Origin of the sequence: Blastopirellula marina (genome assembly GCF_002967715.1) — a bacterium.
GTDB classification, from domain to species: Bacteria; Planctomycetota; Planctomycetia; order Pirellulales; family Pirellulaceae; genus Bremerella; species Bremerella marina_B.
In genome coordinates this window covers 95191-117791 of sequence record NZ_PUIA01000051.1, presented here as the reverse complement: position 1 = coordinate 117791, position 22601 = coordinate 95191, and the positions used below count along the sequence as shown (strand labels likewise).

Sequence of the window (22601 nt, the reverse complement as noted above, 5' to 3'; positions counted from 1 at the left end):
GAAAGGCCACCTCAACCAGGTGGCCCTTCTTCGATTCGATTGGATACCGATGCTTACATCGAAATCGCTTTGACTGCTTCGGCAGCGGCTTCATTGCCTGCCTGGGCGGCCTTCTTAAGTTCTGGCAGGGCCGACTTGGCTTTATCGCCGAACTTGGCTAGTGCCTGTGCCGCTTCGCCGGGGATGTAGGCCTGCGAAGTGTCAGACAGGTGGGTGACCAACACAGGAACGGCCTTGGCAGCAACATCCGCGTCTTCAGGTGCGATATGTGCTAGCGACCAGGCCGAGGCAAACTGTGTGAAGGGGTCGTCGCTGGCGAGCAGTGGTTCAATGTCGCTTTTGGCCGAGATCGCTCCAGCTCCGATGCGACCCAACGCATACAAGGCGTCGATCTGCAGCGTACGCGAGTCCGACTTCAGGAAAGGACGAATTTGTTCGACAGCTCCGGCGGACTTTTCGCCAATCGCCCCGAGGGTCATCAGCACCTCGGCTTGGAATAGTTCGTCTTCGCTGGCCAAGGCTTCCACAAGTGGAGCAACGGCGTCTGGGGCGGCTTCACCCCATTGTCGAATGATGCCCACCGAGACCCACTTCAGTTTGTCGTCCTTCAGGCCCTTAACGACCTTCGGCAGAACATGAGGGCCCATCTTCACGACGGCGTCGGTGATGTTCACCACAACACGCGGGTCGGCATCTTGCAGGGCATCGGCGATAATCGGTTGAACGATTTCCGGAGGTGCTTGGAGGTTTGCCAGGCAGCGAGCTGCTGCGGCACGCACGTTCGGGTTTTCGTTCTTCATGGCTTCTACCAGGAAGGTAGCGGCCGTGGTCATCTTTTGCTTGTCGTCTGGGTTCAGCTTGGCAACCGCGTAGTAGCTCATCAGGCTCAGGAATGCGTCGTTCCCTTCAGCGGCCTTTTGCAGTGCCTCGGTTGCTTGAGAGTCTTCCATCGCAGCCAAGGCGAACGCAGCCGAGTACTTCACGGCCGGAACGTCATCCGACTGCAGGGCCTTAATGACCTTGCTGATGGCTGGCTTGGCTGCCGGTCCGATTTCGCCCAGGGCAATCAGAGCGTGCATACGGACTTCGGCGTCGTTGCTATCAAGCACCGCGGCCAGCTCAGGTACAGCTGGAGCAGCATCTGGCCCCATTTCTGCGGCAACAAGGCAGGCCCAGTAGGCAGCCTTTTCATTTTGCAGAGCCTTACGAAGACGAGGAATGGCCTTCTCTCCCTTCTCAGCAAGCTCGCTGAGAACTGGAAGCACCATGGCGGGATCCGCTTTCTCCAACACATTCACCATGATAGACAAAGTCACGTCCGGATCGGCATCCATCTCGAACATCGCTTCCAGAGCTTCGCGACGCACGGTTGGATCTTCGTCTGTGATCAACTCAATCAGCTTCGGCAATGCTTTGTTGCTGCCGTTGCCGATCTTACCCAAGGCATAAGCCGCGTAGGCTCGGACTTTAGGATTGGGGCTATCCAGAAGCTTGGCCAAGGCAGGGGAAGCCGTGTGGGCGTCTTTACCGAACTGTGCCAGTGCTCGCGCTGCACGGCCTTGTAGCTCGGAATCGTCGCTGCCAAGGGCTTCGGTAAGCGCAGGAACGGCCTTGTCTGCGGGGGTATCTGCCAGATCGTCGGCTGCCTGATAGGCCGTGTCACCTCCGGCTTTCAGGTCAGCAATCAGCTTGCCGGCGTCCGGCTCGGCAGCAGAGAGCGTACCGCACAACAACAGCGCGACACAAACAAACAAATAACGGGCACTCATCGCCGTCTCCAGTTTCTTATTCATTGAGAAGAGTATTGCGTTGCAAGTCAAAGGTGTGAGGGGCGTACGTTTTTTCGACGACTTAGCTGGAAGGGAAACGCACGTCGTGGGAAAGAGCTTCCATGAAGCGGTTCGCATCGATGTATTGCTGTGGTTCGTAGTCGCGAATCCGTTTCTTCAATTCGTCGTACATCGAATCAACCGCTTTGACGACAGTCTGATGTGCGTCGAAATCAGAAAACGAACCCTTCTGATGGCGATTCTCAAAGCCAGCATCGATCACTTCACGATAAGGCGTGTAGATCATCGACGTGAGCAGGAGGGGCCAATGTAGTTCGCCGGTGACCGGGTCGATTTGATCATCATTCAAACGCTTCGGAGCACGTTGAGCGTTGATGCGGAAGATCTGTTCGCTGGTGACTCTGGGGCCTGCCTGTTCCGCTCGGAAGGCATCGTTGCGACGACGCATGTCAAACCAAACCTCTTGGGCTCGGTTGCGATTTTCGATGTAAGCGGCGTTCGCCTCTTGCTGGTTGACGTTGGCTCGCGAGGTATCAAGATTGTATTGTCCTTGCGAGCGGACAACGTCTGCCAAACCGCGTTGGTAGCCTTCGGCAGCGGTGGATGCGTGATAACCACCCCCCCAAGGGCCGCCCCAGTATTGTGCGTAGCAGGAACTTGCTAGAAGCGGCAAAACCAATGCCGCCATGAGTGATCGTGAGACCATGACTCTATCCATCGTTTGCAGGAAAGCTATAAGGGTGACCGACCTCGCAGCGACGTTGCGAGGGAATGTTGCTGTACTTTGGTAATCCTACCCCAGTAAAAATGATAGTTAAGTCAGAAATCAGATGCCACGAAAAATGGGGGAATCACCGAGCAAAACGATGCGGACATTCGTGAAAATCCTGATCCTGATTGCCGTGGCGTTGGCAATTCCCATCGTACCTTTTGCGATTTGGGGGCATTCGCTGGAACAAGCCGCCCTGGCGTGGGAGGAAACCCAGCCCAGTCCGATGGTTATGGCGATTGTTCTGTTTGGTTTGCTTTCGCTGGATGTGCTGCTCCCGGTGCCGTCCAGCCTGGTTAATACATTGGCAGGGGCCAAATTGGGGGTATTTGCAGGTGCCACGGTATGTTTCGCCGGACTTACCGTCGGCGCGGCAATCGGTTTTGGCCTCGCAAAATTGGCGGGGCCGGCGCTTCAGCGAAGATGGCTGGCCGATGCCGACGCCCAAAGTTTAAAAAAGTTTGCTGAAAACTGGGGAGTGGTCACTTTGGTAGTTACCAGAGCGATGCCGATCCTGGCCGAGGCAGCTGTCGTGTTGTTGGGTGTTCAAGGACTTTCGTGGCGAAAGTTCTGGCCGCCGGTCTTGCTTGCCAATGCGGGAATTGCCCTGGCTTATTCCGCATTCGGAAATCTGGCTGCCCAGCAGGAATGGCTGGTCGTTGCCCTTGCGATTTCGGCCGGGTTCCCTTTATTGCTTACCTTCCTGGCACGCCGTTGGTTGCAGACTAGCGAGAAGAAGGAAATCGCCCAGTAAAAAAAAGCGAAGCAGATCTCACCATGCCCCGGTGCTTAGATCTGCACGCGGTGAAATTCGCTTTCGCTTTCATGTGTTCTGTTAGCAAGACCCGTCAGGTAGCTTGCGGGGGCAGGGGGGAGGTTCAACCGGCGGCAGCGGCTGGCCCGTTTCTTCCATCCAGCCGAGTCGTTCCTCTTCGGAAGCGTAGAACCGAAGCCACGTATCGACGTCGCCGTCGACTTCGGCACAGTTGTAGTAGATGCAGTGGCTCGATAGATCGACCATCTTCTCTTGCGATGGGAGAATATCACGCACGATCAGGCGATACAGTTCGGTGTCGCTCAGGTGATCGGTGAAGTCGAGATAAATCCGCCGTGATGCCAGTTTGTGGATCATGTCCCACAAAACTTCGTGAAGCTCTTCCGCTGCCAGTTGGTCGGCACGGGGCGGAACAAGGGTTGGCGTGAACCACTGAGCGATGGGCAGGACCGGGGCACGTTCCCAGGCCAGGATGGCACTGAGAAACTCGTTTTCTACGCGGATAGGTACCCGACCGCTGTCCAAAATCTGCAGCGATTCGTCGAAGAACGGCTCTAACTCGTCGCGCAGTTTCGCGTTCAAGAGCAGCTGTTCAACATCCTCGGGATGGGGTCGACGAAATCGAACCATTCCTGGCAATCTTTCCGAAAAAGAGGCAATGCACGACGATGCGAAATCGAAACGTGCGCTTTCGATGACTGTTTAGATGACTCTATCAACAATCGATCTCGCATCAAGATTTTGGAGTGCGTCCGGCGAGGAGAAAAACTGCAGAAATGGCTCGGACGAAAGTGCGATCGTTATAAACGGAATAGCTTGCCGAGGAATCTGGAAATAATCGGTCTAAACCAACCACATTTCCCAGAAACTATGCTAAGAATTAGCCGAAAAATTCAAGCGAAAGCAATCCGGTTCTAAGGAGAGGGGATGTAACGTCAATCAGAATGTTGCGAACCAGTTGCGCAAACGGTGAAGACATTGCCTGCAGTTAGTCCCCCTTGGAGAACCGTTTTTCGACTTCTGTGATCTTGTCGACACGCCGCTGATGGCGGCCTTTCTCGAATTCCGTGTTGATCCACAGGTCGACCATCCGATCGATCAGGCGTTCGCCTAGCAGGTCGGCGGAAAGGCACATCACGTTGACGTTGTTGTGGCGGCGGCTCATTTCGGCCGTCAAATCGTCGTGACAGGTCGCCGCGCGAACGCCAGGGAACTTGTTGGCCGTGATGGCCATGCCGATGCCAGAACCGCAAATTAGAATGCCCCGGTCAACTTCTCCGTTGACGATCTTTTCGGCCACCGCCGTGGCGATATCAGGATAGTCGATGCTATTGCAGTCGTGGGCACCACAGTCGACCGATTCGTGCCCTAGCTTTTTGAGGTGTTCGATGATCTTCGTTTTAACTTCGTACCCACGATGATCACTACCGATCGCGATTTTCATGGCGGTCACATTTTGACAAAAGGCCGTACGCCACCCACCGCGGAAAACAGATGAGGCTTCCGCTTGCGTGGCAGGAAAAGACTAGGAGGGAAGGAGGTTGTCCAAGTCGAGGTCTTTGACCCGCTGTTTGATTTCGGATTCGATTTGCTCGAGACATTGGCGATATACATCTTCCGATCCTCCAATAGGATCGGCTATGTCGCGGCCATCGCTACTCAAGGTTTGAATTCGGTCACGCGCTTCCGGCCACCGTGCCAAGATGGCGTCGCGGTGTCCGGCTGTCATGGTCAAAATCAAATCGGCTTGTTCCACCAATCGGTCACTTAGCGGCTGACTGGCGTGACCGTTCAGATCCAGGCTGCGAGCCCCTAGAATATGGATGGCTTCCGGTGCCGCGCGACCTCCTGGATAGGCAGCAATTCCAGCCGAAGCGACCAAGATTCCCTTTTGATCTAATTGATCGATGGTGGTGCCAATTTTGTCTGCCAGATGTTTCTGCATGACCACTTCGGCCATGGGACTACGGCAGGTGTTTCCGGTACATACAAACAGGACAAAGTAGCTGCTCAGGTGATTCAAGACACTCTCCGAAACGACACCCTGACGTAACATCTGGAAGTGATTTCCTTCCACTTTGACGACGCTGGAAGGTTGCCCATACCGGCACTTGCCATCGTCCAATATTAATCCTACTCGATCTCCCAGGGCTTCTACGACCTCTTTTCCGTGAATCGCATCGGGTTGGCCAGACAGATTCGCACTTGTTAATGCCAACGGACCCGGCAAAAAGTGCATTGCCTGGGCGATTAAATCGTGAGCCGGAACACGCAGTCCAACCAATCCACTGGGCGAGACGGCCTGTTGAACCTCGGGGGCAAACTGCGAAACCACAGAACCTTCGTCACACGGCATTACCAGCGTTACGGGGCCTGGCCAGCAGCGGCGAGCCAACCGGCACATCAGCGGCGAGGCATTGGGAATGTAATCCCACAGCGTATCGGCCCCAGAAACGCACAAGCTGAAAGGGTTCGTTTCCAGGCGACCTTTGGCATGGCGAAGATTGTGGATCGCTTGAGGATTTAAAGCCGATGCGGCCAGCCCATAAACGGTCTCGGTGGGAAAAGCCACGAGTTGCCCTTCGGCCAAAGCCTGGACGGCACGATGGACGACATCTCGGCGGTCGTCTGCTGCTTTTACATCAATAACAGTGGCGGGCAACGTTTAAATTTCCAGGTAGTTTCTTGGGAATAGCTGAGAATGACTGCGACCATTACCTTTTTTGCCGCAGATAGCCCTGCGGTTACGGGTTTGATCGGCAGTTGAATGGACTCAGATGCAGAAGTTATTATCTTGAAAGAAGTTACTATACGAAAAGGGGCAATCCCCCCACAAGCGATTTTGCCCGATGACTTTCCCTTAAATATGTTCCAACGTGCTATTCTTTTCCCCCCGATACCTCCGATGGTCGTTTTTCACACAGGTTTTGGTGCTGCTAACTCTTGGTTTGACGACCATTTCCGGCTGTCTACCGCCTTCTGGGCCTAGTGTCGAACCAGAAGTCGTGTGGGGACGACGTGGGGTTTCAGAAGGGTTATTCGAAAAACCGCGGGCCGTGGCCGTCAGCCCGGATGACGAGTTGTTCATTGTTGATATGACCGCTCGCATCCAGGTTTTCGACCTCGATGGGAACTTCCGCCGGGCCTGGCAGATCCCTGAATTCTATAAAGGTCGCCCCTCGGGACTATCCTTCGACAACAACGGCAACCTTCTGGTCGCCGATACCCACTACAACCGCATGCTGGTGTACACGCCGGACGGCAAGCGGCTGGACGAACAAACGATTGGTGGGGTGGAAGGTTCCCAGCCAGGCGAATTCGGCTTCGTTACCGAAGCGGTTCAAGACTCCCAGGGCAACTACTACATTAGCGAGTACGGCCAGCACGACCGCGTGCAGAAGTTCGATCCTGAAGGTAACTTCCTTTTCCAGTGGGGAGGGCACGGCAGCGAGCCTGGGCAATTCGTCCGCCCGCAGAACATGGTGATCGACGAGAACGACCACATCTGGATCGCCGATGCCTGCAACCATCGGATTCAGGTTTTCGATGCAACCGGTGACGAGGCGAAGCTGATCAAAATCTGGGGAGAGCAGGGGAGCGAGCCAGGCAAGCTTGGCTATCCGTACGATTTAGTGCTCGATGGAAAAGGGCATCTGTATGTCGTTGAGTACAGCAATCACCGCGTGCAGAAGTTCGACCTCGACGGAAACAGTCTGGGGGCGTGGGGAAGTTCCGGCCATGAGCCAGGTCAACTCAACAGTCCCTGGGCACTGATCCTGGACCGGTTTGGTCGAGTACATGTAATTGATTCCGAGAATCATCGGGTCCAGCGGATTCGGTTGTAGCGAACTTCCCAGGACTTTCTATCGGCGAGCCACGATGAATCAGAATTCAAATTCTTCCAACAAACGCTGCAACGGTCAGCAGGTCGCGTCACTACGAAATCAACTCGGTTGGACTCAGGAGGTGTTGGCCGTAAAGGCCGGGTATTCCGATCGACTCATTCGCAAAGCGGAAGCAGGACAGTCAGTTTCGGCGGCGACGCTGACCGTCCTGGCACAAACGTTTCAGCAGCATGGTTTGCAGGTGACTGCGGCTGATTTAGAGATGGAAGCCGCAGCCATCGCGCGGCGATTTATCGAGTGCATGTATACCGAAACAACCGGCGTGATCGATGCGATGTCGGAATTCATTTCGGATGATATTGTGATCCATTTTTCCGGAGATCCTCAGGTATTTCCCTTCGCAGGAACACACGAGGGGAAAGACGCGGCACGCAGAGCGTTTCAGTTGTTCTACTCCGTAATTCAACCTCCAGACGACATGACCGAAATGAACGACATGCGGTTCCTGCCGACCCAGCAGGGAGCACTGGTCTGGGGAAACACATGGGCCCATCCCATTGGCATGCCCATGAAAGAACCGATTCAACTGGCAATCCGGATGGACTTTCGGGACGGATTGATGGTCTTATTCGACGATCGCTTCGATACGGCAATGGGGTTCGAGCATTTCTGTCGAGCCAATCAGGTAATCGTCTAACGGAGGCTAGCCGGAATGTAATCTCGGCTTGCCCACATCGAAATGGATTCAGAGAGAAGGCACACCTGAAATGGCCCTAGCCAAAAAATACATCATCGATGCCGTTGGCATCTGCAAGCAAACTGGTAGCGTCGTCGTCTCATTAATGGATGAGGAAGATTGGGACGAGGAAGATGAGCACATAAAACTGCTACAAGATAAACTCGCGACCTATCTCCGCTTTATCGAAAGTGGCGATATGCAGAAAGCCTATCCCAAGGCCCAGGGACGAACCGTTCGCATAGAAATCCGCGGACGTTGTCGGCCTTCGGAAGGTGGCCAACGATTTCTGGACGAGACGGCCGAACGTATTCGTGCTAAAGGGATTGATGTGCAGACCAGCTACGAAAGCCCGTGGGATTCTTTTTTGTAGACGCGAGGTACGCAATATATCATGTAGCGCAGCCACCTCGCCTGAAATCCATCCCATTTGAGAATAGCACATGACTAGCTTCTTTCTTCGATCGATTGCTGCCGCGGGTTTTCTGTACGGTTTCCTGGTCACATCCGCGCATGCTGAGCCGTCTTATCGTGTGGCGGCTCCACCGGAGGAAATGAAGGCACCTGAGTTCTACGGCAAGTACATCGATGCAGGCGGTTACCCAGTGCTGGCGTCGAAGACCGTGGATGATTACGCCCTGAAGGAGGCCGCGTACCTGATCGAACTGATGCTGCGTAAGCGACCGGATATCAAACATGCGATGGTCGCCAGTGGCTCGCGAATGCTGATTATTGCCCATAACGAGTACACCACCGACCTGCCAGAGTTCGCCCATTTCACGCCGAAAGATTACTGGGATGCTCGTGCCCGGGGCACCGGCGGATCCAAGACCGACCCATTCTGCACCTGCGGCGAAGAAAACCTTCTGGGCTACGATGGAGATCCTTACTCGACCGAGTGCATCTTGATCCATGAATTCGCCCACAATATTCATTTGCGGGGGATGGTGAACATCGACCCGACCTTCGACGATCGTGTGAAAAAAGCGTACGACGAGGCCATGGCCGCTGGGCTCTGGAAGGGGAAGTACGCGTCGGTGAATCATCACGAGTACTTTGCCGAAGGTGTTCAGTCTTGGTTCGACAACAACCGTGCTCCAGATCACGATCACAATCATGTCGATACCCGAGCGGAGTTGAAGGAATATGACCCAGGCCTGGCCAAGCTATGCGAGGAAGTCTTTGGGAAGACCGAACTCAAGTACACGAAACCGGTGACCCGCTTGAAGGACCATCTGGAAGGATATGATCCTGGTCAGGCTCCTAAGTTCTTTTGGCCTGAGCGGTTGAATAAGGCCCGCGACGAGATTCGTCAGCAGGCTGTTTCACGCAGTCAGGATAAGTCGTCTTAGAGGTTTCGCTTCCTTGTCATCTGCGTTATCCACCGAACGTGCTTCGGTGAACCTTTGTGGTTTGTCGTTATCTTTGCTGGTACGTATGTTCACACACCCCGCAATGGTGACTTTTGATGCATCGCGAAACATTTCACTACGACTACGTTTACGTCATCCACAATTTTTTGACTTCTGTGGAGTGTGCGCGCTACATCGAGATGGCGGAAGGCATTGGGTTTACGGAGGCACCCGTCTCGACATCCCAGGGGCAAGTGATGCGGAAGGATATTCGTAATAATCTGCGGCTGATGTCGGATGATCCGGAAACGGCCAACATACTTTGGCAACGAATCCAACCCTGGGTAATCGATCCGTGGCGGCATCGCCATGCGATTGGTCTGAACGAACGCCTGCGATTTTATAAGTACGAGCCAGGTCAGTCGTTTGCCCCTCATTGCGATGGTCGCTATCGACGAAGCGATTTCGAGAAAAGTGATTTTACGTTTCTCGTGTATCTAAACGACGATTTCAAAGGAGGAGGTACACGGTTCTTCCAGCCGCAAACATTTCGAGTTGTTCCGAAGGCAGGCAGTGCGTTGCTCTTTCACCATCCTCAGCTTCATGAAGGGGAAGAGGTGAAAAGTGGCGTGAAGTACGTACTTCGTAGCGACGTGATGTATCGCAGTACCAATGCCGACCATGACGGATAAACAGGCTCGCTTTTCCAAAGCTGCGTTGCGTTGAAAGTGTCCCTCTCTTCTGGGTGGCGGGCTTGTGGGTGCTTCTTAGATTTTTTGCCGATGAAATTATGGGCACGCGCGCACAAAACCGTTACCATGAAAGGACTTCTCGAATTGTCGGGCAGATTGCCCAGTGCATCTGTCTGGCCTCGTCCCTGTTTTCAGAACTCTGGAGTCACCCAGCCGCATGTTTGGCGTCGATGTTGCGTTCAACAAGCCGTGGTTTTTGCTGCTGCTGGCGGGGCTGCCACTGTTGTGGTTCTTTAGCTTTCGTAGCATCTCGGGGTTGGGACGAGTGCGGAGATTCTTCGCGCTGGGCCTGCGATCGCTGGTCTACTTGCTGCTGGTGTTCTGCCTGGCCGAAATGCAGTTGCGCCATTCGAGCGACCGCGTCACGGTAATCTACGTGCTCGATCAATCGGAAAGCATCCCACGCGAGAAGCGTGCCGCCATGGTGCAGTACGTCGTGAAGGATGTTGCCGAGCATCGCCAGGCCGCCCGCGGAGACCGCGCGGGGGTGGTGGTATTCGGTCGTGAAGCGGCGATTGAAGTTCCCCCTTACGACGATAACCTGCCGATCCAGCAAGGGCGTTTGGAAGCCATGATGCAGGTTCGCACTGATGCGACGAACCTGGAGGGTGCTTTAAAGCTCGCTCAAGCATCGTTTTCGGAAGATACCGCCAAGCGTGTTGTCATCGTCACTGATGGTAACGAAACGTACGGCGATGCGACCAACATTGCCCGGCAGCTTGCCGAAAGTGGCATTGGTATCGATGTGGTGCCGGTAGAACTCTCAAGCCGAGCCGAAGTGGCCGTCGAAAAGATTTCGCTTCCCAGTGACATTCGTAAAGGGCAGCCTGTGCAGGTGAATGTTGTTTTGAACAACATGACCGAAGCTTCTGCGGATGACGATGGCAAAGTGAGCGGCAAAGTGGTTGTCGTTCGGAAGCATGGCAAGCGAGAAGACGTGCTCATCGAGCAGCCGATGGATCTTGAGCCGGGCAAGAAAGTACTGACATTCGAGCACACGATCGACCAGAGCGACTTCTATACTTATGAAGCTCGCTTTGTTCCAGATGATCGGCTTGATGACTCGATGCCCCAGAATAACCTGGCCTCTGCTTTCGCTCACGTGCGAGGTGAAGGATCGGTGCTTCTGATTGAAGACTGGGAAAATCCGGGCGAGTTCGATTTTCTGATCTCGCGACTGAGGGCGAACAACATCGAGGTCGAGGTGATGCCCAGCAATGGACTCTTCACCTCGCTGGCCGAACTGCAGCGATTCGATTGCGTGATTCTGGGGGATGTTCCCCGGGCGAGCGGGGCCGGGGCAGGGGACGTCTCGAGCTTCAGTGACCAGCAGGTCGAGATGCTGGTCCGCAACACGCAGCAGTTGGGTTGTGGTTTGTTGATGATTGGTGGCCCCAGGGCCTTTGGCGCTGGGGGGTGGTCGAATACCGAACTCGAGAAATCGATGCCGGTGGATTTCAACATCAAGGACGCTAAGGTCGTTCCGGTCGGTGCGCTGGTGATGATGATGCACGCATCGGAACTCGCACAGGGCAATTACTGGCAGAAAGTCGTTGCTCGCGAAGCTCTCAAAGCCTTGGGGCCCCAGGACTACTGCGGACTGATTCACTGGAGCGGCAATGACCAATGGATGTGGGGAGCACCGGATGGCTTGATCCCGGTTGGGCCGAACCGCAATCAGATGTTGGCCCGGCTCAATCGAATGACGCCCGGCGACATGCCGCAGTTCGATCCGGCCATGAAGATGTCGCTGGCAGGTTTCAATGCGATTCAAGCGAAAGGGGCGAATGTCGCGATCAAGCATATGATCGTGATCAGCGATGGTGACCCTTCGCCACCGAACCCGGCTACTGTAGCGGGGTTTGTAAACGCCAACATTAAAATCACCACGGTCGCCATCGGTACACATGGCCCGGCTGGCAGTACCCCGCTACGGCAATTGGCTACGCAAACAGGTGGCAAGTATTACGCTGTAACTGATCCAAAAGCACTTCCTCGAATTTATCAGCGCGAGGCGCGTCGAATCGCCCAGCCGCTGATTAAAGATCATCCAGGCATGGTCCCAATTACCTATCCGCATGAGGTGCTGGAAGGGATTGATGGCTTTCCATCGTTCGACGGCTACGTGATGACGACCTTGAAGGACAATCCCTTAGTCGATGTGGGAATGGTTGCACCCGTTCCGGCCGAGCACCCCGAGAATGCTACCGTCATGGCAACATGGACCTACGGAGTCGGGCGGACTGGTGTTCTAACAACCGATGCCGGCAAACGCTGGGCGAACAACTGGACCTCTTGGGAAGGATACGACAAGTTCTTTACTCAGTTTGTCCGCTATGCCATGCGTCCGACCGACAACCAGGGGAACTTCACGGTTGCCAGCGAGGTCAAGGATGGCAAGGTACGAGTTGTTGTTACTGCCACCGATGAAAAGGACGAGTACCTCAACTTCCTGAAGCTTTCCGGTACCGCAGTGGATCCCGAAATGGAATCCAAAGACTTTCAACTCGAACAAGTTGCATCGGGACGCTACGTGGGTGAGTTTCCTGCGGATAAGTCCGGCAGCTATTTTTTGTCGATCTTGCCCGGGCCAGGCGAAGCACCAATTCGTACCGGCGCGAATGTCCCTTACTCGGCTGAGTTTCGTCAGCAACGTTTGAATTCGGCCTTGGTCGATAGCCTGGCTGCATTAAAGCCAGAAGGTGGCGAAGTGGGGCAGGTAATCGACGGCGACTTCGCGATTGGACGTGTCGAAGAACTTTTAGATGTCGATACGTTCCGACACACACTTCCTAAGGCGATCAGCAGTCAACACATCTGGCCCGTCTTGCTGGTCTTGTGCGGACTGGTTTTCTTCGAGGATGTCTTCGTTCGGCGGGTGACCCTGGGAACCGAGTGGATCAAGCACAGCTACCAGTGGGTTCATGCTCGCATGTTTGGCGTTCCGGAGAAAGAAGATGAAGAAGACCGAATGGAACGTCTACGCATGATCAAAGAGCGTGCTACGGCCGATTATGACGAGCGTAAATCGTCCGCACGATTCGAAGTTGGCTTGGATCAGCCCAGCGGGACATCGGCCGTTGACGAAGAATTGGCCGCAAAGATGCCATCCTCAACTGGGCCGCCGAAGAAGTCGAAAGCCATGGAAGACTCGTCTCCCGACGACGACTCATACACTTCGCGTTTGTTGAAAGCAAAGAAACAGGCTCGCAAACGCCCCGGGGGAAACCTGGATGATAATGATTCATCCTAGAATTGTCTGATTCACCCCATATGAAACAATTTCAGTTACGATAGCTATGGCTGCCCTGGCTGCCAACATTATCAAAGCACAACCCGAATTACACCCCAGAGAACTTCGCCGCAGCAAGGAAACCGCATGAGTGTCGCTGAATCGATGCAGCAGCAAGCTGACGAATTTCGCAGTCGCTACTTGGCCGTCAAAGAGCAAATTCAGAAGGTGATCGTCGGGCACGAAGATATCGTCCATGGCGTTTTGACTTGTCTGTTTGTCGGTGGGCACTGCCTGCTGGAAGGTGTTCCGGGGCTCGGCAAGACGCTGCTTATTCGTACCCTGTCGCAAGCGCTAGATCTTAACTTCAGCCGTATTCAATACACGCCAGATCTGATGCCTGCGGACATTTTGGGTACCAACATGGTGATGGAAACGCCGGATGGCCGTCGCGTGTTTGAGTTCCAGAAAGGTCCGATCTTCACCCAGATCTGCCTGGCGGACGAAATCAATCGTGCCACCCCCAAGACCCAGTCGGCCATGCTCGAGACGATGCAGGAAGGCTGTGTAACCGTCGGTGGTCATCGGTATGTCCTGGACAAACCTTTCTTCGTGTTGGCCACGCAGAACCCGATTGAACAGGAAGGGACTTACCCTCTACCAGAGGCTCAGTTAGACCGGTTCATGTTCAAGCTGGTTGTGGGTTATTCGACGGCGGATGAACTTGGCACCATCATCGACCGCACCACCAAGGGAACCAGGGTGGAAGCCGAAAAGGTGATGGAGGGGGCCGAAATCCTGAAGTGGCAGCAAGTGATCCGTGAGGTGATTCTGGCCAAGCACGTGCAGGATTACATCGTACGGTTAACCTTGGCCACCCATCCAGAAGGTCCGATGGCGCTACCGATTACCAATCAGTATCTACGCTGGGGTTCGAGCCCTCGTGGTGCGCAAACGCTGGCTTTGACCGCCAAGGTGCGTGCTTTGCTGGATGGCCGCTACAACGTCAGCTACGAAGACGTCCGTCGTGTTTATCTACCTGCAATGCGACATCGCGTGATCCTCAATTTCGAGGCCCAAGCTGAAGGGCTCGATACGGATCATGTGTTACTGGAACTGCTGGAGAAAGTTCCGGAAAAGGCAGATGACACGGTCTTGGCATCGGTCGCGAAGTAAGCCGCTAGATTGAAGCAAAACTCTGTTAGGCACCCAAGCTCGATGGCGAAGACGAATATTGTTTCCGATCTCCTTTCTCCGGAACTGCTGGCCCAGTTGGAACGCATGGAACTGGTCAGCCGTAAGGTGTTTCGGGGAAGAATGAAAGGGGAACGTCGTAGCAAACGAAAGGGGACGAGCGTCGAGTTTGCAGACTTCAGGCCGTATGTGGCCGGAGACGACCTGCGTTTCATCGACTGGAACATGTATGCCCGGCTGGATCGGCTGTTTTTGAAGATGTTTTTGGAGGAAGAGGACCTTCACTTTTACACGCTGATCGATGCCAGTACTTCGATGGACTTCGGCACGCCAAGCAAGCTCACGTATGCCAAGCAATTGGCTGCCGCGCTTGGTTTTGTGGGTTTGTGCCGAACAGATCGCGTACGAATCGAGACGCTGGGAACGCCGATGCGAAAACCAGGCCCGGTACTGCGAGGGCGGCATAGCGTTTGGCGGATGCTTGACTATTTGAACAGCATCGAGCCTGGCGAGAATGTGCCGCTACTGGAAGGAGCGAAGAATTTCTGTCTGCGTAACAGCGGCAAAGGAATTTTGGTTCTGGTTACCGACCTGATGGATAAAAGTGGCTATGAGCCCGCCTTACGGTTTCTTTCCACTCAGCAGATGGACGTGTATGTGATTCAGACGCTGGCTCCGGTCGAGTTGAATCCCGCCGAGCAGATCAAAGGTGACCTGAAGCTTGTCGACTGCGAAGATGGCGACATCGCCGAGATTACCGTCAGTCGTCCCCTTTTGGATCGCTATAAGCGAACTCTCGATGCGTTTGTTGATGGTGCACGGACTTTCTGTGCCAAACGCGGTATGGCTTACATGCTGGCCAACACCGATGTCTCGGTGAGCCACCTTGTTTCCAATTACATGCGGCAGCGAGGGCTTCTGCGATGACAAGTTGGTTTATCAACACCTTGGGGCCCTTGGGGTGGACGCTATTGGCACTGGTCCCCCCGGCGATCGTTGCCCTGTACTTTCTTAAACTGCGTCGGCAACCACTTGAAGTTCCTAGCACCTTCCTGTGGAGCCGCACGATCGAAGATCTTCATGTGAACAGCCTGTGGCAGAAGATGAGGCAGAGCCTGCTGCTCTTTTTGCAACTGCTTTTCATCTTGTTGCTGATCCTGGCCGTGCTGCGTCCTGGCATGGACGGCGAACAGAAACTGCTCGGAGACCGGTTTGTCTTTCTGATCGATAACTCGGCAAGCATGGGATCGAAGGATGAACAGTCGGGACGCACGCGATTGGATGAAGCCAAACGCCGCGTGCAGGAAATGATCGACCAGATGGACAGTGGCGACGTGGGAATGGTCGTGACGTTTTCCGACCGGGCCAGTGTCGCTCAGCAGTTTACGGACAATCAGCGAGTCCTTTCGGCAAAGGTCGCCGCGATCCAGCCTAGTGAGCACACGACCAACATCATGGAGGCCTTGCGAGTCGCATCAGGCCTGGCGAATCCTGGTCAGTCGGCATTTGAAGAAGGGGATGTTCAGGTTGCCGACGCGAAGCCTGCGACGGCTTACATTTTGAGCGACGGGCGATTTCAAACGATTACCGACTTTTCGTTCGGCAATCTGCAGCCTGTCTATATCCCACTCGGAGACGAAGTCTCTTCCAACGTTGGCATCCTGGCTTTCAGCACCCAGCGAAATCCAGAGAAGGAAGACGAGCTTCAGGTGTTCTGCCGCATTGCTCGTTTCGGCCCCGAACCAACCGAAGTGACGGCTAACCTTTATTTCAATAACGAACTTTTAGATGTCGCTCGTATTCGTTTGGATGAGGAAGATGGCACCGGCGGGGCCCAGTTCGACCTGGGAAGTCTGGATGTCGGAAAGCTCCGATTAGAGGTCGATCACAAAGATGTGTTCCCCGCAGATAATATTGCCTACGCCGCGATCAGTCCGCCTGAGCGAGCCCAGGTATTGGTTGTGACGGAAGGGAACAACTACTTGCGGTTCTCACTGGCAACCGATCAAATCCGGCGTATTGCCGATGTGACGCTGGTAACGCCTGATTATCTGACCGGAGAGGACTACCCAAAAGAAGCAGCCAGCGGTCGCTACGATGTTATCATCTACGACGACTGCGCACCTGAGACGATGCCGGAATCGAACACGGTCTTCTTTGGAAGAAAGCCTCCGGTTGAAGGATGGGTTTTTCAGGAAGCCCAGGTGCTACCACAAATTATCGATGTGGCGCAAAGTCATCCCGTGATGAACTTCGTCAATTTAGGAAACGTCTCCATCTACAAGGCCTCTCCACTTGAAGCGCCGGCAGGCAGCACAGTACTTATTGAATCGGACCAGGGGGCAATCATGACCATCGCCCCACGCAAGAGTTTTGAAGACGTTGTGCTAGGTTTCGCTTTTTTGACATCTGAGGACGACAAGACGTTCTTCAATACGGAATGGACCAAGCGGCTTAGCTTCCCCGTGTTTGTCAAGAATCTGGTCGAGTATCTCGGAGGAGTACGACAAGGGGAGGGGGAATTCAGCATCCGACCCGGTCAAAACTATGCATTCCGCTCTAGTGGATTTGCCAAGGAAGTTCATATCATACCTCCTTCAGGACGTGTCCGAACGATCGCTCCGACGGCCGATAACTTGTTTAGCTTTGGCGAGACCGATCAGCTTGGGACGTACGAAGTTCGTGAGGGAAATGCGAAAGATGTTTCTCGGTACTTCTCCGTGAACATATTCGATGCCCAGGAGAGTGAGATTCAACCGAAGCTGGAAATTGAAACGCAATGGGAAACGATCGCTGGGGAATCGGCCTGGTTGCCCATGCGGCGCGAGTTCTGGAAGTGGTTGGTCGTGCTTGCGCTGCTGATCCTGCTAGTCGAATGGTATATCTACAACCGTCGCGTTTACGTCTGATCCCCTGTGCGTAAAACGATCTGCGTGATTTCAGGAGGGCAGTTCCATCGCAAGGGGCTCGTACCACTAATGCCTCGACTAACGTGCATCAGCGTGGGATCTCGGTAAAACACGCCGCCAGCGTAACGCGTTCCATGCCAGCTTGGACTGACAACCGGGCCAATTATCGGTAAACGAATCTGTCCGCCATGGTTATGTCCGGCCAGCATCAAATCGAAGTCGAACGATCGCGCCCAGTCAATTTGGTCCGGTGTATGAGCGAGTAGTATCTTGAGGGGACGTTGATCGAATTGGGACTCGTCCAACGATCGCATATCCGCGGCAGGGATATGCCACGGCAACTCATTGCCAGCGAGGACCACGGGATAATCTCGAATCATCAAAGCCATGTGGCGTCCACCGAGATCAATGAAACCTTCATTGACGAGCGTTTTCCGGCAGCCGTCTGTATCAAGTGTTCGTACTTCGTGGTTTCCCAGAATGAAGTAGACACCGCACTCGGCCGATAGCTCAGCGAGGGTGCGGCTCCACGAAAAGCACTTGGTGCGATCGAAAATATCTCCTGCGATCACAATCATTTCGCTTTGCAGGTCATTGGCCTGATCGACTACCTTGCGATAGAAGTCTTCGGCCATGTGTCCTTTGAGATGCAGGTCGGACAGATGCGTGATGGTAAAACCATCCAACTGCTGGGGAAGCCACGGGAGAAAGATTTCTTTGCGATCGACCTCCAAACGCAGTATCTCGTTCCCCGGAATAAGACTGGCGATTTGCGTGCTGGGCGATGTCAACAACTGCGGGGCAAGGTCTGCAAAATCAAACGAGGCGAGAAGGCGTTCGTTGAAGTAGGCCGCGGCAATCTGGGCATCGCGTTGATAAAGGAGCCAAAGCAGGCTCGCCGCGATGAACGCGACCACACTGATAGCCCAGTAGGTTAGCCAGACGTAATAGACGCTTGAGTACTGGACCGATTCATTCACGGAAACCTGCGGGTTGAGTGGCTGTTGCATCCACCACACCAGAAAGACGGCCGGTATCAGTACCGACATGAGGTAACACGTATATTCGCCGAGATCAATAATCCACTGTTTGATGGGCAAGCTGTGGATCATGCAGTGCAGACGAGTCCAAATCGCCAAATGCCCGACGCCTGCAATCAACATCAACACCGCAATCAACGCATACATGTTTTGCCGCAATCTACGAGGAATCAGCCCAAAGTCGCCTACAGAATAGGGATGTATAAAGCCAAACGCTAGAGCGCATGGCAGTTGACTACATGAAGTCTACGTTACGTCAGCTAACTCGTAAGATCAGATTTCGCCGATGGAACTACGGCGACGGTGTGCTGGCGAAGGCGGTCATGACGCGTTCGACCGTTTCGACCAGTTGATCGAGGCGGAACGGTTTGTAGAGAACTGCGTTGGGCAGAAGGCCTGCTTGGCGAGCCTTGACGATTGAATGTCCAGGATCGTAGCCAAAGCCCGTCATCAAAATCATAGGGACGGGGGAAATAATGCCGCCCAATTTGACCATGAGTTGATGGCCGGACATATCGGGTAGGTGAACGTCGCTGATGATGACGTCGTAACCGGTGGAGTGCAGGCCAGCGCGGACCATGCACAACGCTTCGGCACCATCATGAGCCGTTTCCACGTCGCAGCCGTAGCGATCCAACAACGCGTGAGCCGCACTGCGGACTGATTCATCGGCATCGGCGACCAGAACGCGAGCGGATCTGAGCAAAGGCCGTTGTTCTTGCTTGGCCGAAGCCGGAACTGCCTTGGCTGGCGTCATCTTCTCGCCGACACGTTGAATCACGCGTTTGATATCGCGGCTGTTTTGAATGATGTTCTTCAGCTTTTCGACAACTTCCTCGTCGTGGCCGATGTAACGTTGCATTACATTCACGGCATCGTTGAGGATTTCGTCGATGGGCAAGGCAACGGCACTGTGAATTGCTTCGACGCTGGCTTGGGCTGTATTGGCTTGCTGAGCAACGAGTAGCTCCAGCGTATTCAACGCGACGGCCAAGTCGCGACAGAAGATCTCGAGAAACTGCAAGTCGCTGTTGGTGAATGCCCGCGGTTCAGGGCTTTCGACGTTGAACGATCCGATGACCTGATCGTGCAACAGCAGAGGAACCGTTAATGAACTCTTTGCACCCTTGAACCCTTCCAGGTAAAGCGGATCCTTGCTGGTGTCTTCGCAAAGGTAGCTTTTGCCTGTCGATGCCACAAAGCCGGTCACGCCGTTGTTGGTGCTTTGTGCATAGAGTTCACGTTCTGCGGCTTCCTTGTCGATGCCGACAGAAAGAAGCGGTACGAGTTCGCCGGTTCGCTGGTCCAAGAGGCGAATCTCAATGACATCGAAACTGAGCAGATCCTTGGTGTAGTGCAGGATGTTGCTCTTGAGAAGTTCGATACGCTCGGAAACCTCCATATTGAAGATTTCTTCGGTCGTCAGATCGGCTAATTCCATCCCCGCACGATGAATCGCGTCGAGCTTTTGTCGCTGAATGACTTCATCGGTAACGTCTCGGACGGTAACGATGAGGTTATTCGGCGGACTGTTGGGGACAAGCACCGGGGCCGCGTGTACGTGGAAGTAACGATTGTCTTCCGTTCGTAGTGTCGACCCACTTGCCTGGCCGGTTGTCATTGCCGTATGAAACGGACAATAGTCAGGGCCAAGGATCTCGGGACTATTGAGTGCCGCGTAAAAGTTCTGGCCAACCAAGTCGCCTCGATTGGCCCAACGCTGCAAACAGGAATTCACCCACTGGATGGTGTTCTCGCGGTCGAGCATGGCGACGCCATCTGGCATGCCATCAAGAATGTGCTCGTTCTCGAGAAGATTGCTGATTCGGCTGGCGACCTCTTGATGAGAAGTCGTAATGAACAGCCCGCTGTAGGGGTCGTTTCGAAGTTTGGCAATCACGCGAAGTGGATTGTTCACTTCCGTGACTTCAAAATCCTGACGAAGTTCCTCAACAACACTGGAATCGTTGTTGGCATCGCACAGGCACAGGATTTTGGGTTTCGCCGCCAACCCCAATACTCCTCAGAAAATACTATCGCGGTGATCGACTCAGTGAATTATACGTTCAACTTTGCCGTGTACAATTATCTGCCCGTCTAGAACGCTTTCGGCGTTCTAATGGATAGAAATTAGCCAACACGCAAAGTTTGCCAAAATTCAACAACCCGCGAGGTTATTCATAATGCTTATTCCGAAACTAGGAAAACCCAATCTTGAAATAATTTGGTTCGCTCCAGCAAAAATTCATCTCGATGCCTAAATGGAACTTCCCAAGTTTCTTATTGTTACCATTATCTAAAGCAATGGAAGCATCGTCGTCTAAAAACTCACAAAAACCATGTAAATGCGGGTGTCCGCTTTGCGATGGCCGAGTGAGTGTTCTTGGCTGCATGAACCTTATCGAGAAGCTGTTGATGCCTGATTAGACGCATCGAGAGAAAGAGAAATTCCCGACTTGGCAAAAGTCGGGTTCCAGGCCTGAAGTAGCTTGAGGCCAACAAAACCCCCTAGATGCTCGTCCGAGGGTTCTAGGACGATGACTGATACATCAACCAGAGTGGCCGACCCCATGCGGACCTGGGGAATCTTGCCGGTTCGGCCCTTGGTTTCGGTGCCACAGGGAAGCGTTACCTTATCGGCCCCGCTTAGATCGCGCAAACCAATCGTGTAGGCCATATTGGAAGTCAAAATGAGCCGATTGTCCTTTGGACATACGGTGAGGACGGTTGGAAATTGGTCGCTTAGAACAACTCCAACTCGCTTTTGATCCCCCTGAAGGTACATCGGGATGTCTTCAAAATTGATCGATGCTCGGGCCTTTCGAACCGCTTGATCAATTTGTTCAACTCGGAAGAGTGGACCGATGCTCAGTTCAGGGTGCTCTTTCAGCCAAGTCTGTGTTGTGTTGGACAGTTTTTGATAAGCCTGATTGATCTCAGTGGAGTCGTTCTCCACGCGAACTGCCAAGACAGATGCTTGTTGGTGCATGAGGGTCAATGATTCGAGCATGGCCCGCATGTGTGGCTGGCCGCCGAAGCGTTTTGGGTCAACCCCGTCCTTGAGTTCCCGACTAGCTTCCTTGAGTTGATCAACTTGCTTTTGGATCTTTTTCTCTTCGTCTGTGCCAACGGCCGAACGACGCATAATGATAGCGATTTGGTCAATCAGCTTCGACGTCGCTTGTTGCTTTTGCCATCGCAAGGTGTTGTCAGCAACGGCAAGATCGATCTGGCGGCGCAGCGGGATGATGCGTTTGACAATGTCTTCCAAGGCATCCAGATCTCGCTTCAAAGCGAGTTCTTCAGTGAGAACCCACTTCGAGCCAAATTTCTCAAATCCGTTTTCGGCTAGTTGTGCGGTTAGCTCCACGCCAAACGACCGACCAGCGGTCATACCTAATAGGCAGACCCCCACCAGGAAAAGCAGTGCCTGACGTCGCGCGCTGGATCGCTCCATGAGAACCACGAGCTTGGGATGAGTGGAAAAGGAATCAGGGGAATCGATCCTTGGAATTCCCCTGTAAGTCCTTTAGTTTGCAAAGTAGAGCGAATTCTTGCAAACGATTCGTGGAAAAAAGAAGAGCCCGTGCCACCCGATCTTACGGGAAGACCGACTCAATCTCTGCAAGGCGGGCATCTTCCGCTTTGTTCGTACGGTTGCCAAATCGCCCTAAAACGTCTCCCACAACGGTCGCAACGGCGTGAGAGCGGTTCATGATGCTGAGTTTCAGGTCAGCGATCTGCTGAGGTGTCATTTGGGTCATGACGGTCTGAATATACTTCTTCCAGACCGCGAAACCATCTTCGGTTGGGCCCTCGACTAGCCAATGATTCAAAACCTCGAAACCGGCGTCACCAGGTTTCATGTTCCATTCGTTGGCCATTTTCATGATCAGGTCACGTTCCTCAAGGTTCAGCACCCCATCGGCATAGGCAACGCATACCATGGGGTACATCGTTAAAGCGGCCATGCTATGGGGGGTAATGCCGAGGTCCATCAAGCTTTGGATGAGACTTTTGTCTTCGATCCCAATCGCTTTGGAAAGTTCTTCCACTTGCTCGTCGTATTTGATTTGTTCCCGCAATTTGGCCAGGAGCTCTTCGTTTTCAGCGACGAACATGGAATCTAACATGCGTTGGAAGTCAGACTCATTGAACTGGTGGTGGGGTTGTTCCGTCACAGGAAAATCCTTGGTCGCACGAGGGT

General features: G+C 53.8%; 19 protein-coding genes. 10 read left to right on the top strand and 9 right to left on the bottom strand.

Going from position 1 to position 22601, the window contains the following annotated elements; genetic code table 11:
• Positions 1-53: 53 nt before the first annotated feature.
• Together C5Y96_RS16670 and C5Y96_RS16665 are read right to left on the bottom strand one after the other, a co-directional pair.
• Complete coding sequence (locus C5Y96_RS16670; RefSeq protein WP_158261270.1) at positions 54-1769, bottom strand: HEAT repeat domain-containing protein; 1716 nt, start codon at positions 1767-1769, stop codon at positions 54-56.
• Between the two features lie 82 nt (positions 1770-1851).
• Positions 1852-2496 carry a hypothetical protein gene (locus C5Y96_RS16665; protein ID WP_146115697.1) on the bottom strand — a complete coding sequence of 215 codons (645 nt, stop codon included), beginning with the start codon at positions 2494-2496 and terminating at the stop codon, positions 1852-1854.
• Positions 2497-2668: 172 nt separating this feature from the next.
• On the opposite strand from C5Y96_RS16665, the gene C5Y96_RS16660 reads away from it, so the two are divergent.
• Positions 2669-3313, top strand: coding sequence for a TVP38/TMEM64 family protein (locus C5Y96_RS16660; protein WP_158261269.1), 645 nt, complete (start codon positions 2669-2671; stop codon positions 3311-3313).
• Between the two features lie 81 nt (positions 3314-3394).
• Here the strand turns inward: C5Y96_RS16660 and C5Y96_RS16655 are convergent, their stop codons facing one another.
• From C5Y96_RS16655 to C5Y96_RS16645, 3 genes are all read right to left on the bottom strand, one after another.
• Complete coding sequence (locus C5Y96_RS16655; RefSeq protein ID WP_105355610.1) at positions 3395-3964, bottom strand: hypothetical protein; 570 nt, start codon at positions 3962-3964, stop codon at positions 3395-3397.
• 358 nt (positions 3965-4322) lie between these two features.
• Positions 4323-4778, bottom strand: coding sequence for a ribose 5-phosphate isomerase B (gene rpiB, locus C5Y96_RS16650; protein WP_105355608.1), 456 nt, complete (start codon positions 4776-4778; stop codon positions 4323-4325).
• A gap of 81 nt (positions 4779-4859) precedes the next feature.
• Positions 4860-5996, bottom strand: a complete 1137-nt coding sequence (locus C5Y96_RS16645; protein WP_105355606.1) for an L-threonylcarbamoyladenylate synthase — start codon at positions 5994-5996, stop codon at positions 4860-4862.
• Positions 5997-6390: 394 nt separating this feature from the next.
• Here C5Y96_RS16645 and C5Y96_RS16640 point away from each other — a divergent pair, with 394 nt between their 5' ends.
• From C5Y96_RS16640 to C5Y96_RS16600, 9 genes are all read left to right on the top strand, one after another.
• Positions 6391-7179, top strand: a complete 789-nt coding sequence (locus C5Y96_RS16640; RefSeq protein WP_233198997.1) for an NHL repeat-containing protein — start codon at positions 6391-6393, stop codon at positions 7177-7179.
• A 34-nt stretch (positions 7180-7213) separates the two neighbouring features.
• Positions 7214-7876, top strand: coding sequence for a helix-turn-helix domain-containing protein (locus tag C5Y96_RS16635; RefSeq protein WP_105355602.1), 663 nt, complete (start codon positions 7214-7216; stop codon positions 7874-7876).
• Between the two features lie 70 nt (positions 7877-7946).
• On the top strand, positions 7947-8288 hold the full coding sequence (locus C5Y96_RS16630) for a DUF6572 domain-containing protein (protein WP_105355600.1): 342 nt from the start codon (positions 7947-7949) through the stop codon (positions 8286-8288).
• A gap of 70 nt (positions 8289-8358) precedes the next feature.
• Complete coding sequence (locus C5Y96_RS16625) at positions 8359-9267, top strand: hypothetical protein (protein WP_105355597.1); 909 nt, start codon at positions 8359-8361, stop codon at positions 9265-9267.
• 116 nt (positions 9268-9383) lie between these two features.
• Positions 9384-9959: a prolyl hydroxylase family protein gene (locus C5Y96_RS16620; RefSeq protein WP_105355595.1), complete on the top strand. Its 576-nt coding sequence runs from the start codon at positions 9384-9386 to the stop codon at positions 9957-9959.
• A 217-nt stretch (positions 9960-10176) separates the two neighbouring features.
• The gene (locus C5Y96_RS16615) at positions 10177-13272 is read left to right on the top strand and encodes a VWA domain-containing protein (protein WP_105355592.1); all 3096 of its coding nucleotides are present in this window, start codon (positions 10177-10179) and stop codon (positions 13270-13272) included.
• A gap of 126 nt (positions 13273-13398) precedes the next feature.
• Entirely contained in the window at positions 13399-14427 is a 1029-nt protein-coding gene (locus C5Y96_RS16610; protein ID WP_105355589.1) for an AAA family ATPase, read from the top strand.
• Between the two features lie 42 nt (positions 14428-14469).
• Entirely contained in the window at positions 14470-15372 is a 903-nt protein-coding gene (locus tag C5Y96_RS16605; RefSeq protein ID WP_233198996.1) for a DUF58 domain-containing protein, read from the top strand.
• The gene (locus tag C5Y96_RS16600; protein ID WP_105355587.1) at positions 15369-17354 is read left to right on the top strand and encodes a vWA domain-containing protein; all 1986 of its coding nucleotides are present in this window, start codon (positions 15369-15371) and stop codon (positions 17352-17354) included. Before C5Y96_RS16605 ends, C5Y96_RS16600 begins: the two co-directional genes overlap by 4 nt.
• Here the strand turns inward: C5Y96_RS16600 and C5Y96_RS16595 are convergent.
• From C5Y96_RS16595 to C5Y96_RS16580, 4 genes are all read right to left on the bottom strand, one after another.
• Positions 17345-18541, bottom strand: a complete 1197-nt coding sequence (locus tag C5Y96_RS16595) for a metallophosphoesterase (RefSeq protein ID WP_105355585.1) — start codon at positions 18539-18541, stop codon at positions 17345-17347. The genes C5Y96_RS16600 and C5Y96_RS16595 overlap by 10 nt on opposite strands.
• Before the next feature lie 145 nt (positions 18542-18686).
• Complete coding sequence (locus C5Y96_RS16590; RefSeq protein WP_105355582.1) at positions 18687-20405, bottom strand: response regulator; 1719 nt, start codon at positions 20403-20405, stop codon at positions 18687-18689.
• Positions 20406-20792: 387 nt separating this feature from the next.
• Entirely contained in the window at positions 20793-21851 is a 1059-nt protein-coding gene (locus C5Y96_RS16585) for a hypothetical protein (RefSeq protein ID WP_105355580.1), read from the bottom strand.
• Between the two features lie 142 nt (positions 21852-21993).
• A complete protein-coding gene (locus C5Y96_RS16580; RefSeq protein ID WP_105355578.1) occupies positions 21994-22575 on the bottom strand; it encodes a hypothetical protein in 582 nt (193 codons plus the stop codon).
• Between the last annotated feature and the right edge of the window lie 26 nt (positions 22576-22601).

What these genes read in the sequence shown, in the direction of transcription:
- C5Y96_RS16670 (WP_158261270.1), bottom strand. Translation starts at nt 1,769, where the DNA reads ATGAGTGCCCGTTATTTGTTTGTTTGTGTCGCGCTGTTGTTGTGCGGT.
- C5Y96_RS16665 (WP_146115697.1), bottom strand. Translation starts at nt 2,496, where the DNA reads ATGGTCTCACGATCACTCATGGCGGCATTGGTTTTGCCGCTTCTAGCA.
- C5Y96_RS16655 (WP_105355610.1), bottom strand. Translation starts at nt 3,964, where the DNA reads ATGGTTCGATTTCGTCGACCCCATCCCGAGGATGTTGAACAGCTGCTC.
- rpiB (WP_105355608.1), bottom strand. Translation starts at nt 4,778, where the DNA reads ATGAAAATCGCGATCGGTAGTGATCATCGTGGGTACGAAGTTAAAACG.
- C5Y96_RS16635 (WP_105355602.1), top strand. Translation starts at nt 7,214, where the DNA reads ATGAATCAGAATTCAAATTCTTCCAACAAACGCTGCAACGGTCAGCAG.
- C5Y96_RS16630 (WP_105355600.1), top strand. Translation starts at nt 7,947, where the DNA reads ATGGCCCTAGCCAAAAAATACATCATCGATGCCGTTGGCATCTGCAAG.
- C5Y96_RS16625 (WP_105355597.1), top strand. Translation starts at nt 8,359, where the DNA reads ATGACTAGCTTCTTTCTTCGATCGATTGCTGCCGCGGGTTTTCTGTAC.
- C5Y96_RS16620 (WP_105355595.1), top strand. Translation starts at nt 9,384, where the DNA reads ATGCATCGCGAAACATTTCACTACGACTACGTTTACGTCATCCACAAT.
- C5Y96_RS16615 (WP_105355592.1), top strand. Translation starts at nt 10,177, where the DNA reads ATGTTTGGCGTCGATGTTGCGTTCAACAAGCCGTGGTTTTTGCTGCTG.
- C5Y96_RS16610 (WP_105355589.1), top strand. Translation starts at nt 13,399, where the DNA reads ATGAGTGTCGCTGAATCGATGCAGCAGCAAGCTGACGAATTTCGCAGT.
- C5Y96_RS16605 (WP_233198996.1), top strand. Translation starts at nt 14,470, where the DNA reads ATGGCGAAGACGAATATTGTTTCCGATCTCCTTTCTCCGGAACTGCTG.
- C5Y96_RS16600 (WP_105355587.1), top strand. Translation starts at nt 15,369, where the DNA reads ATGACAAGTTGGTTTATCAACACCTTGGGGCCCTTGGGGTGGACGCTA.
- C5Y96_RS16595 (WP_105355585.1), bottom strand. Translation starts at nt 18,541, where the DNA reads ATGTATGCGTTGATTGCGGTGTTGATGTTGATTGCAGGCGTCGGGCAT.
- C5Y96_RS16585 (WP_105355580.1), bottom strand. Translation starts at nt 21,851, where the DNA reads ATGGAGCGATCCAGCGCGCGACGTCAGGCACTGCTTTTCCTGGTGGGG.